The organism is Dyadobacter sp. (genome assembly GCF_039919315.1).
Lineage (GTDB): Bacteria > Bacteroidota > Bacteroidia > Cytophagales > Spirosomataceae > Dyadobacter.
On record NZ_JBDSFX010000075.1, the window covers coordinates 48378 to 60805 of the forward strand.

Sequence of the window (12428 nt, forward strand, 5' to 3'; positions counted from 1 at the left end):
GAACTTTAAAGAGATTTTCTAGTTATTTTGACTGGTATTGTGCTAAGTTAACGCAATTTTCATTTTATTTAATGACGATATACCAAATTACTTACCATAAATTCTTCTCTGTAATTTTTTAATGGAACAAATCATAAATGCCGTCAACAATGTTATATGGAGTAACGCACTGATCATTCTTTGTCTGGGTACGGGCATTTACTTTTCCATAGTTACCCGGTTTCTTCAGGTACGTTATTTAAAAGATATGGTAACCCTGCTTTTCGGGAATAAAGGTTCTGCAAAAGGAGTGTCTTCCTTTCAGGCTTTTGCAATTGCGATTTCGGGAAGGGTGGGGACCGGAAACATAGCCGGCGTGGCAACAGCAATTGCAATGGGTGGACCCGGTGCGGTCTTCTGGATGTGGACTATTGCATTTCTCGGTGCTGCATCCGCGTACGTAGAGGCAACTTTGGGGCAAATTTACAAGCAGGTTAATGATGGGCAGTACCGCGGAGGTCCTGCCTTTTATATTGAAAAAGGTCTTGGAATTAAATGGTATGCCGTCCTTTTTGCAATCGCAACTATCCTAAGTACCGCATTGTTTTTGCCCGGCGTGCAGAGCAATAGCATCGCGATCAGCGCGAAAAGTGCATTTGATATTCCAGTTGAGCTGACGGGCGGTGCTGTTACCATCCTGCTGGGCCTGATCATTTTCGGAGGGGTGAAGAGGATTGGTAGAGTAGCCGAATTGGTCGTGCCTTTTATGGCTGGGGCCTACATATTGATGGCCCTGGTGATCATCGCGATGAACATCACACAGGTGCCTTCGGTTTTCGCCCTGATCATCCGGTCGGCGTTCGATATGGAGCCCGCATTTGCCGGTATTTTCGGTATGGCGGTGTCATGGGGTGTCAAGAGAGGCATTTATTCCAATGAAGCGGGTCAGGGCACTGCCCCACATGCAGCTGCGGCCGCTGAGGCCAGTCACCCCGTGAAGCAAGGATTGGTCCAGGCATTTTCAGTGTATGTTGATACTTTATTCGTTTGCACTGCTACCGCATTGATGGTCCTTTTTACGGGCAAATACAATGTTGTCAATCCGGAGGGTGGTTTTCTGGTCGAAAATGTAAAAGGGATGGCTATCGGGGCAGCATTTACGCAGGAGGCGATTAATAGCCATTTTCCTTCGCTGGGGAGTGGATTTGTTTCCATCGCACTGCTTTTCTTCGCATTCACGACCATTATGGCCTATTACTACATTGCAGAAACTAATTTAAGCTATCTGATGAAATCAGGAAATAGTAAGGCTCTTTTGTGGGGATTGCGAGGACTGATCATGGCCGCCACCTTTTACGGTTCCATTAAGACAGCGGAATTGGCCTGGACAGTAGGGGATATTGGAGTTGGATTAATGGCCTGGCTCAATATAATAGCAATCATCCTGCTGCGAAAGCCAGCTCTGGACGCGCTAAAAGATTACCAGCAGCAGAAAAAAGAAGGCAAGGACCCTGTTTACAGTGCCACTAAATTAGGTGTGAAAAACGCAGAAGAGTGGGATTAAGAATAAGCGATCAGGTAACCCGCTACTGAACCTCGACTATATCCATTCGTTTGAAGCAGGGCCAAAGATGAAATAATCTATCACGAGCTGCATCTGCTTTTAACCACATAATGGCCTTTTGGTTCAGTTGATGACCGCGGCTATTTTCATTGTTAGTGTGTTATGGATTTTCTATTTGGTCAAAAGCGTGTGAAATTTCATGTTTTTTGGATCCGAGTAACTTATTGGGTATTCAGCCATTGGATACTGTTATACTGGCCGGTCCGCATGATCACTTCACCAGCCTGGACGTATTTTAGGCTGGATTCCCATTGCTACTAAGTAGCCTGTCCAGGATAATGCGTTGCCATGAATAAGGGATACTTTTTGTGCACTTTAAGTAGATTTAATGATCTTGGGCTTCTACTCAAAAACAGCGTATGAAAAATGATCGCGTAATTATATCGCTAGCTTTGGTCACCTTCGCCGCAGCTATGTTCATAAATGGCTCGTTTAAATATGTTCTCCTGGGTTTTTCAATAGCTGCCTTTCTGATTTTTTTTCTCAAGATTGTTACCCGAGATAAAGCAACCTGACATAAATGCACTTTCAATAGCCTGAACGATGCCGATATATTCCTCTCGTGGCAATAGCGCGCAATCTGGTAAAGCCGGGAATTTTTGCTGAAATCCGTTTGATCCGGGCAGTGCTATACAATTTACGAAAAATGATTTTAGCTAAGCCGCAGAGCGGCTCCCTGTTTATAGAAAGGCAAAACAGGTAAATAACAAAGGCCCCAGCGGGGCCTCGAGGTAGTATGTGCCATGTGGAAAGGGTGTTGGTTAAAAAAAGCAATTTATGTAAATCTGTCGGGAAGTGCCCGGATATCTTACGGGCATTTCAATGTATGTTACCGGGCGGCCCGCGCCGGGCGGAGTGCCTGGGTAATATCCTTCACATCGGCGTAACCACTTTCATTGGGCTTCATCTGATGGCTTTCAATCGATTCCTTTCGGCAGGAAGTTCTTCAATTCCCTTTTTCCATTTGTTTAACCGCGCTCCATCCTTCGGGCGTAATTCCCATGATTTCGGTAACTGCCCCAATTGTTTCATAAGTATCGAAAAAAGCCATTCTCGCAATAGGATGATCCACTTCGCTGATGATTGCATAACCTTTTGCCCGAAATTCCCCGACGACCTCTTCGAAATGTTCAACTGACAATCGATAGGCAAAATGCTGTGCGCCTCCTGCTGGATACTGATTCAAATAATCATGGAACATGCTTTGGCCTGAAAGAGGCTGAACGAGTTCGACGAAAGTATGACCATTGTATGCCTGCGTCGTAAGCCATTCCGCGGCCACCACTTCGCCCAGGTAACTCATGCCTAAGTCCTGTGCCCGAACCAGTTCCGGTGAAGGAAAGCCGGAAATGCGCAGACTTTTTGAAAAGAAGTCCGAAGCAGCCTGAATGTCCTTCACCACCCAGCAAATTTGAGCGAATTCAAGTTTTGAAATGATATTGTCAATGCTTTCCATATTGGTTTGTTGTGAAATGAATGGTTTACAAAGCTACCAGTTGCGGCATTGACATTTGTGGGTGAAATAAGACAACCGTGGGGGCAGATCGGGACTTTGTTGTTCCTGATCTGAGTTTCTGATTGTTCTTACGAACGATAAAAACCGTATATGATGAGGCCCAACAGTATTGATTCAATGATCCAGATGTTGCGGGTGTTCGAATGCGAGATCCGTCGAATCAGCCAGTGGCCTCCCAGGCATACAGCCATGATGGGCAGCCCGAGAACAATTTCGAGTGGATAGTCTCGCCTCTGGTCCGGTGTTCCATAAATCACATAAAACAGGCCGTGCAGGATTTCATACAGACCCAATAATGCTCCCAGCATAAGAGGCGTGATCCAGGACAATAACTTCTCAATACTCATATTTGAAAATGATCAAATGAATTTAAAAATTATTTCAACAACTTTCCTGGTAACGATCTCGGCCATTACTGCATTGGGTCAGTTAATCGGCGGTTTATTGCAAAGCATCATTGACCAGAGCCCGCAATTCTTGATAATCGGCGGCCCTATGACTGTGGTCCAGGTAAAATGCCATCAGAAACCCTGCTGTCTCATTTTGGTTATCAACCCAGGGATAGCTACCAAATAGTCCTGGACTGCTAACCGAAGAACTAGTAACTCGGTCTGGTCTCGCGGGCATAATCCATTCCCCAAACCCATACCCTAAGGCACCGGATTGCTCAGGCTTGTAAGTAACCTGAACCTCAGAAGATATCCGGTTAACCTGCATTTGAGCTATGCTATTTTCAGAAAGAATCCTCTTTCCTTTAAAGAGTCCTTGGTTTAGTATCATCACCAAAAACTTCATGTAATCATCAGGCGTACTTACTGCGCCTCCGGCAGGCATTGCAACCTTGTGGGAACCAAAGTCGGTGCCGGTCATTTCCAATGGCCGGGCAATACGTTGATCAAAAAGCGCTTGAAAAGGCTTGCGACCAATTTTTTCAATTACAGCACCAGCAATCTGCAAGCCTGTATTGCTGTATCGGAACACCCTGCCCGGCTTGCCTTCCATAGGCAGCAAGGCTATTTTCCCGATTACTTCGTCCATACTTTTTGCCTGACGTATCTCACCAACGTCTTCTTTTAAATCTGGCGAACGTATGCCCGTCAAATGTGACAGGCACTGAGTGATGGTAATGCCGCCCTTGCCATGGGCTGAAAGAACCGGCAAAAACTTTCCAACTGTATCATTGAGAGACAATTTACCTTCATCAACGAAAGTCATCACCAATGCTGCGCTGAGCCATTTACTACAGCTTGCTATTGGCTGTTTTGTGTCCGCAGTGTAATCACCGTAATCCGGCGTCTTGCCCTGTTTTGTAGCAATCCTTTTTAAAAGTAGCCGCTGCCTGCCACTGAGTTGGTTTTCACCATGACTGTAAACCTTTCGGCCGTCCTTATATAAGACCAGGAACAGTCTGCCGCCCATTTGCGGGGCATGTTGGGCCAGCCAGCGATCTACTTTGGTGAAATCTGGCCGGGCATTCGCTGCACTGTAACAAAGTAGTACAGCCAATGCAAGTAATTGTTTTATCGTCTTCATGGGTGCTAATTACAACGATCAATCCGTGGGTTAATGATACTGTCACATCTGAATTCATACTTGCCCTGCTGGTATTGAGGACTGGGCGCATCGGTGACTTCCAGCGGGGCCATGGCCTTGCCGTTGTAGGAAGGCATCGTAATTTGCGCCACCGAACCGTTTCCCAAGGCGACATCCCTGGCCGCAGCATTGTGATTAAAACTGTAATCCATCAGCGCGTCCAACAGTCTGTAAATACCGTAATAGTCGAGCGCATCATAAGCGCTTCTGGTGTTGGGGAGCACGTGGTCGGTCAGGTACGTGTATCCATCTACGGTAGAAGACCTGATGTAAACAAAGTCCTTTTCATTAGCCTCAATGCTGATGCTCTTAAAGATGTCAATGGCCATCCTGGAATCGTTTACTACATCCTGATCATAAACCTGGGTAATCATCTGCGTATTGGTCGGGAAGTTTGCAAGTTGCTCAGGGGTGATCTGAAAACTGTACCACGGTGCCATCGTAAAAAGAAAGCGTCCGCTTTTCCCCCAGCCGTTTTCAGTGAATGCTTTGTAAGCCAGCCCAATGGAGGCGCCGCCGCCGAAAGAATGACCCATGAAACCTACCCGGGTTGTATCGATCAGATTGGGGTAATCTTTGGCCGCCTTAGTAAAACCTGCCCATAAGGTATTGTAACGGTCTTCAATACTTACACTCAATGTAGGATAGGGAACGAAAACGACCACAAATCCTTTTTTTGCAATAAACTCAAATAGGCCTTTATTGAAGTTTTTGTTCTCACCTCCATAAGGGTGGGAGAAGAAAACTGTTGGTTTTCCGCTCGTGATCTTTGACGGATAAAAGATACTAACTTCGGTGCCATCGTAAAGCGGATTTGGGAAGTTTACCTCTTCAACCTGGTTAATGCCGTCCGCACCATAGCCCGATGTTGGCCTGGAAATCGGTCCGGCAAGATCATCGTCCATCGGATCGTTTCCCGGATTTTCATTGCTGTCAGAACAACCGGTTAAAATTACCAGCAGCAACAGCATTCGTTTTATGGTCAGTGCCTTCATTTTTTGTGGTTTTTTGAATGTGTATAACCTTTTGGAACAGGACTTTAGATCTAGCGTTTCCCTGCCTTTTCTCTGGCCAGTTCTCGCATCTCTGCTTTAAAAGCCTGATATTTTTGAAACTGATCAGGTATTAGCACTTCTTTCAGTTCGGCTTCTTTCATTTTTTGTACTGCCTTTGCCTGTTTGAGGCGTGAAAGTTTACTGTCCTGACTTTTTATAACCGGTTCCATCTGCAGCGCATATTTCAGATTGATTGCCTGCACCTGACCGGTTTGTGTAGAGTCCAGTTGAAGTTTCTCTTTCATAAGTCCTGTTTGCTTCTGCGCCCTTTGTTGCGGGGTGTTATTTTTTAGGTCGATACCCGCTTGTGCTTTTGCCATGCTGGCAGCCAGCACAAGAATCAGTGTTAGTCCAAATAGGACTGATAAGCTCGCGTTTTTCATTTGTTCTGATTTTTATGATTTGATGTTATCGGTGGCGGGGCCAAATGTTTAAATTCCGTGGAATCCGAGTTATTTTGGATTGGAGCATCTTTTAGATTAACAGGATTTACAAGCCAGCTGACAAACCCATGAAAAACAAGCGTAAATGGATTGTAACTTAAAAAGCCTGTCGCTAAACCATATTTTACTTTTTCGGTTTCTGGCTGATAAGTGCCAAAAAGCTTGTCCCAGACAATCAACACCCCTCCAAAGTTCTTGTCGAGGTAGATAGGGTTGCTGCCGTGGTGAACCCTGTGCGAGGATGGTGTATCAAGGACGTGTTCAATGATCCCGAGCTTACCGACAGCTTCTGTGTGCAGAAAAAATTGGTAAACCAGGTTCAGGGTGTAGGAAATGACAATGAAGTCAGGCGGCAAGCCAAGCACTGCGGCAGGAATAAAAAACAAAGGGCTTATGATCGCAGAAAACCAGTTGAGCCGGTAAGCGGTGGTCAGGTTCATGCGCATCGCGGAATGGTGGACCAAATGAAATGCCCAAAGCGGTTTGTATCTGTGCGAAATGCGGTGAAACCAGTAGTAGATAAAATCGGCTGTTAAAAAAGTCAGGCAGAAAACGCATGCGCTATGAGGCAATTTCCATGGTGCCAGCACTGCAAGGAAACCAAGTACACCGAGTTGGTAACCTGCAAAAAAATACTTGGAAAACTGGAAGCCCGCAAAGACGGCGAGATTGGAAACTGTTTCTTTGACCTGGTAAGCACCTTTATCTTTTTTCCAGCTCCAGATCATTTCGGCAGTGATCAGCACAACTAAAAAAAGCAGAATGTAAATCCGGTATGGGCCGATGTGGTTTTTCATTTTGATAAGCCTTTTTTGATGATCCTGACTGGACGATACAAAATTGGACTGAATTCAAATGCCGGAAAATCGACTGGCCGGTCAAATGGAAAAATGAAGGGGTGAGCTAAACTATCGGTTCATCCAATTTTTAAATTCCGCTGTCCTGGCCTTGCTAATAATGATATGCTCATCGGCCTGGGGGGTTACCTTCACCAAAAGCCGCCCGTTGAAATATTGCTCGGCTTCTGTAACTGCGAGTCGGTTGATGATAAACTGCCGGTTTACCCTACAAAATGAATCAGGGTCCAGTTGCTGTTCCAACTGCTCCATGGTAAACTCGACTATATATTGTTTCTCATCGACAGTGCGGGCGTACACAACTTCTGCAGCAGTATAAAACCAGGCTATTTTTGCAGTCTCCAGAGGGAATAGTTTGCCCCGGTAGTGGACCAAAAAGGATTTTTTAAATGATTTGGTCAGGCTGCCAAGTTGAGCAAGCAAATCGTCAAATACCGGCTTGATTTTTTTCTCCGGCGCGGCCATCCAGTTTTTATATTTACCCAAAGCACGCTCGATTTCAGCTGGATCAAATGGTTTGAGGATATAATCAATCCCATTATTTTTGAATGCAGCAATTGCATAATCGTTATAGGCTGTGACAAAAATAACAGGGCGGGAAATACGGGTTTGTTTGAAAATATCAAAAGAAAGGCCGTCTGCCAGCCTGATATCCATAAAAATCAGCTCATAAGCATCCTGGTTTGCCTCAAACCATTCAACAGCACCGGCCACGGTACCGAGGACCGTTACGACTTTGATGTTTTGATCTGTCTGCGTCAGAAAGTGGACCAGATTGCGGGCCGTTGCGGCTTCATCTTCTACCACAACAATGCGGATGCTAATCATCGATTTAAGGGAAGCGTGATGGTGAAATGTGTCTGGGACCTGTGCACTTGTATTTCCTGTCTGGTCATGATCTTAAAACGCTCATTCAGGTTTGCAAGGCCAATGCCGCTACTCGGCTCCGGGTTTGGTATTTCCCATAAGCTATTGCTGAAAATCAACTGGTTATCTCTTGCTTCTATGTGTACTTTCAATGGCCTTTCAGCCGTAGCGGCATTGTGTTTCACCGCGTTTTCCACTAGCGGCTGTAAAGATAGGTGCGGTATTTTGCTCTTCAGGTACACATCGGCAATTTCAATGCTAAGCTCAAAAGCATCCTCCAAACGCATGGCGATCAGCTTGGCGAAAGATCTCAGCATGGTGAGCTCGTCGGCCACAGAGACCAAGTCGGTACGGGAACCCACTAAGGCATATCTGAAAACAGCAGACATGTCGAGAATGTATTTTTGTGCCAGATCCGGGTTTTCCCGTACAATTGCCGAAAGGCTGCTCAATGAATTAAACAACAGGTGGGGATTGACCTGGTCTTTCAGTAGCTGCAGTTCTGAGGACAGGTAAGCAGTTTTTAACTGCTGGTTTTCTGCTGCCATCGTGCTGGATTCGCGCATGAGCAGCATGATCTTTATTAGAATACCGGTCAAAACAGAACTTAACCCCAACCGGAAAAAGTAACCGGACAATAGAATCCTCGGTAGCTGATAACTGTCAAAAAGGAAGCGCTGCAATGCCGTACCCAGCATAAGAAATGCCAGAAGAACCAGTAAATTCAAGCCAAAATACGAGGGATATCTCTTTTGTTCCCTGTATAAGGATAGCAGTTTTCCCTTTCTTAGATTAATGTGGAATAGAAGGCTGCAAAAAAGCAGGTTGAATGCAAATTGAAACAACAATTCAAGCGGGTCAAAGTGCCAATACTGGGCCATAATCCCATTTTCCCGCAAAGCCAGCAGCTTTGGAGAGTTGACCATCAGGGCAATCAGCAGGCTGCTCAGCCAACATACTCTGCGCTCGTTCATATCCATTTTTAAATTTACCCAAAAAGTAACGGTGCTTTGCCGGGCAACCGCTTAGCTGGAAAAATCAGGAGTTGAGATGGCGAAATTTCCAGGTTAATTTTAGTTAGGTGAGCAACCATTTGTATCCTGACCTTCCCTGAATTGAAAGGGCGAAAGTATTATTTAAAACAATCTGCACTGGCTCACAAACCGTAATGTTTGAATCGAATAGCCATCGAATCCTTCTCGATTTAATGATTCTTCTTAAAACAAAAATATTAATTCATGACGCCAATCTTTTCTCCCTTCCAATCCGGAAACAGAACGCTGTCATTGTTAAGTCGCAAGTGTTTGTCGGCCACTTCACTGAACACGCTCCTGAAATCTGTTGTCACAGCCAGGTCGCGTCCGTCTTCCAGGTTTTCTTTGGCCAGAGGCTGCATGTTCCCGTGAACGATCCCTCCATTGATATCATTGCCCAAAATAAAGTTACAGGAAGCTCGACCGTGGTCAGTGCCACCGGTCCCGTTCTGATGTACAGTACGCCCGAATTCGGTCATCGTCATCACGGTCACATCATCCTGATAGCCACCAAGATCCGTCCAGAAAGCCATGATGCTGTTACTGAGGTCTGCCACATTTCGGGCAAAGACTCCGTTCTCCTTTCCCTGATTAAAATGTGTATCCCAGCCGTTGGATTCGGCAAAACCTATTTCCAGGCCCACATCCATTTTAATCAACTGCGCAATCTGTTTCAGGGAATTGCCAAGTGCAGACTTTGGATAATCCGCGTTGTCGAACGGCTTATAATTTTTAACATCCGTCTGCTGCAGCATTTTCGCCGCCTCAAAACTTTCCTTGCCGGTATCTTTCAGCAAACCGGAAGCAGTCTGGTCATACAGATCCTCAAAACTTTTGGCGGCCAGATTAGCGCCGGCCTGGTTGCCACGCATTTGAATACCAAAATCCTGCAGACTGCTGATGGCAACGGTCGGCTGGTCTCCATAAAAAGAACGCGGCATAGCCGATGTGAGACTGACGGCAGTAAAAGGCGTCGGCGCTTCGTGTCCCAGCAACCCGACTGCCCTGTTCAACCAGCCGCTTGAAGTTCCTTTATTAAAAGGTGTGCCAGATTCCATGTAATCCTGGGCGTCAAAATGTGAACGTGTCACATTGGGCGAGCCAATGCCATGAACAATGCCAAGCCGCTTTTCTCGAAACATCGGCTCAAACTCTTTCATGGAAGGATGCAGTCCGTAGCGTCCGTCCAGATCAATCAATGAAGCTCCAATCGACTGCTGAGCAGCGGACATCAATAGGCCTGGTCTTGCTGCTTTTAGGTTTTGGTCTGTAAAAGGGGGCACGGCCATTAGTCCATCCATCGCTCCCCTCTGAAATATACATACCAACGTTCTTCTTTTCTTATATAACGGCGTCGACTTGTTCCCCGCTACTGCTGCTGCGATGAAGGAAGGAATGCCACCGATAAGGCCTGTGCCAAAAAGTGACAGCCCGCCTGCTTTTAAAAATCCTCTTCTTGATATCATAGCTTTTCCAGGTTAACGTTTCTGATATTCCGGTGATCCGATAATCACACCCACCGCCTGTGCCAGTACCGTGTTGTTCCCATTGGTGGTCTGGGGGGCGGTATAATTGTTTTTTTTCTTGAATTTTTCCCTCTGTTTTGACTTCATCGCTGTATGGTCCGTCTGTTGGTTTTCCGTATTTGCGGTAGTAAGCTCATGGCTGGCTTTATCCACTTTTTCCATCAGCAATGGATCGTTCATCATTGGCGAAAGTCTCTCAATCGTCTGTGTTAGATCCCGTTCAGGCATAATGAGTTTGCAGTAAGATACCAATGCGGCCTGCGCGCTCTCAGGTTCCCTGTGATTGTTAAGGTCAGCCAGATCGACGCGGATGCCTGGGATACGCCCGGATGCCAACGCCAGTCCAAAATTCATCCTGTTGAGCAACGCACCTGTATTGATCCAGTACTGGGCACGGTCAGGAAAGCCGGTAGGTGCCTGATAATAGTACATTTTCTCGCCCATCTTAGTAACCCAGCTGTACAATTGATAGGGCTGCCTTATTTCGGCATTCAGGGTACGAACCGCGCCAATGGCCAGTTCAAATGGAGATTTGGTTTTCTGCCGTACAGCAGTCTTATTCCAGAACTCCCTTGAGTTCACCATCGCTGTCAAAACGGCCTTGATGTCTCCTCTCTGGTCCAGAAATGTTTTTGCCATTTTATCTATCAAAGCCTCCGGCGGTGTATCGCTTACGAACCTAACAGCCAGTTTTTTAGAAATAAACTTCGCTGTGGCATTGTGATGCGCCAGCATGTCGAGTAAGTCCACCCCTTCCTGATAACCCCCGTCCGGGCCAAATTTCCTTCCCAGAACTGTTTTTTCGCCCCGATCATGTCGGTTAGCAATAAATAAGAAGTCGCCGTCATGAATCATTCCACGATTTTTGAGCCGCTCACCCCCCAGATTATCCATTGCTTTCTGAGCGCCCCTCACGTACACTCCCATCGGATACACCGTCCAGCCGGTTAAAATTCGGGCAGCCTGGGTAACGTCCTGCTGGCTGTATCCGCCGTCGACACCCATCGTATGCAATTCCATTACCTCACGCGCGTAGTTCTCGTTCAGGCCTCTGGCCCGTTTTGGTTTTGGCGGGATGGCTGCCATAGCGCTGTCCACTGAACTGCCATTTTGCCTAAGATTTGCCCTTTTTTTCTGCCTTGGCCAAGCACTATTACGTTTTGCCATTGCATCATTATTTTCTACCGAACTGCTGAAATTATCCAAAAAGTAAAGCATGGCCGGGGATTGGGCCGTTGCCAGCAGCAAACCACCAAAATTCCCAAGAGCGTTCGGTCGGATCACATCACGCTCGTAGGCAGGTATAAAAGGAGCGCAGTCGTTTTTGGTAATTGAAACATTAAAATGATTGAACCAAAAGCTCGTCATAACCTCCTGAAGCTGATTCTGGCTATAAGCTGCCCTCAGCACTTTCTGGCTAACAAACTGTCTGTAAAGCTCCTGAACTGGTTTCAATCCTTGTTGCTGCATGTAGTTCTGCAGCATTGCCCTGTATTCTTTTGAGTCCGTTTTTACAGAATCTTTATTTATAAGTCCGTCCTTAACCGCCATCCTAATCACCTGGCCAGGCTTGAGATACATAGAAGAAACCTGCGTATTGGTCAATTGCAGGGCATCATAATCCTTCAGTAAACTTGTTAGCGTATCATCGGAAAAGTCAGCCGTCAATTGCGATCTGAACCATTTTTCCAGTCCCTGATGCACAACCTGATCAATTTGTCCCGGCGTTGCACCGTATGTAAAACGGTTTAACAGATGTGCTGCGGCCTGCTTTTCCGTAAGACCTTCCTGCTTGTAAGGGAAATGCAAGTCGGGTTTTACTGAAACATCTTTGTTCAGAAATGAAGAAAGCAACATCCATCCGCAAAGCGTATACAGTAAATAGGCCGAAATAGTGATTATCTTTTCCATGATCTGATTATCAGTGATGCATG

At 46.1% G+C, this 12428-nt stretch carries 11 protein-coding genes; 1 reads left to right on the top strand and 10 read right to left on the bottom strand.

Going from position 1 to position 12428, the window contains the following annotated elements; translation table 11 throughout:
• Positions 1–121 precede the first annotated feature (121 nt).
• Positions 122–1543 (top strand): alanine/glycine:cation symporter family protein, encoded by a 1422-nt coding sequence (locus ABIO93_RS20525; protein WP_348071091.1) that lies wholly within the window; start codon positions 122–124, stop codon positions 1541–1543.
• 1006 nt (positions 1544–2549) lie between these two features.
• Here ABIO93_RS20525 and ABIO93_RS20530 read toward each other — a convergent pair.
• The 10 genes from ABIO93_RS20530 to ABIO93_RS20575 form a co-directional block, all read right to left on the bottom strand.
• A complete protein-coding gene (locus ABIO93_RS20530; protein ID WP_348071092.1) occupies positions 2550–3059 on the bottom strand; it encodes a VOC family protein in 510 nt (169 codons plus the stop codon).
• Between the two features lie 128 nt (positions 3060–3187).
• Positions 3188–3466, bottom strand: coding sequence for a hypothetical protein (locus tag ABIO93_RS20535; protein ID WP_348071094.1), 279 nt, complete (start codon positions 3464–3466; stop codon positions 3188–3190).
• A 94-nt stretch (positions 3467–3560) separates the two neighbouring features.
• Positions 3561–4652, bottom strand: coding sequence for a serine hydrolase domain-containing protein (locus tag ABIO93_RS20540; protein ID WP_348071096.1), 1092 nt, complete (start codon positions 4650–4652; stop codon positions 3561–3563).
• A 5-nt stretch (positions 4653–4657) separates the two neighbouring features.
• Positions 4658–5707 (bottom strand): hypothetical protein, encoded by a 1050-nt coding sequence (locus tag ABIO93_RS20545; protein WP_348071098.1) that lies wholly within the window; start codon positions 5705–5707, stop codon positions 4658–4660.
• A 50-nt stretch (positions 5708–5757) separates the two neighbouring features.
• Positions 5758–6150, bottom strand: a complete 393-nt coding sequence (locus tag ABIO93_RS20550; protein ID WP_348071100.1) for a hypothetical protein — start codon at positions 6148–6150, stop codon at positions 5758–5760.
• Positions 6147–7007, bottom strand: coding sequence for a sterol desaturase family protein (locus tag ABIO93_RS20555; RefSeq protein WP_348071102.1), 861 nt, complete (start codon positions 7005–7007; stop codon positions 6147–6149). Before ABIO93_RS20555 ends, ABIO93_RS20550 begins: the two co-directional genes overlap by 4 nt.
• 111 nt (positions 7008–7118) lie before the next feature.
• A complete protein-coding gene (locus tag ABIO93_RS20560; protein ID WP_348071104.1) occupies positions 7119–7895 on the bottom strand; it encodes a LytTR family DNA-binding domain-containing protein in 777 nt (258 codons plus the stop codon).
• Positions 7892–8908 carry a histidine kinase gene (locus ABIO93_RS20565; protein ID WP_348071106.1) on the bottom strand — a complete coding sequence of 339 codons (1017 nt, stop codon included), beginning with the start codon at positions 8906–8908 and terminating at the stop codon, positions 7892–7894. Before ABIO93_RS20565 ends, ABIO93_RS20560 begins: the two co-directional genes overlap by 4 nt.
• 257 nt (positions 8909–9165) lie before the next feature.
• Positions 9166–10434 carry a DUF1501 domain-containing protein gene (locus ABIO93_RS20570; RefSeq protein ID WP_348071108.1) on the bottom strand — a complete coding sequence of 423 codons (1269 nt, stop codon included), beginning with the start codon at positions 10432–10434 and terminating at the stop codon, positions 9166–9168.
• A 12-nt stretch (positions 10435–10446) separates the two neighbouring features.
• Positions 10447–12405, bottom strand: coding sequence for a DUF1800 domain-containing protein (locus ABIO93_RS20575; protein WP_348071110.1), 1959 nt, complete (start codon positions 12403–12405; stop codon positions 10447–10449).
• Positions 12406–12428 lie beyond the last annotated feature (23 nt).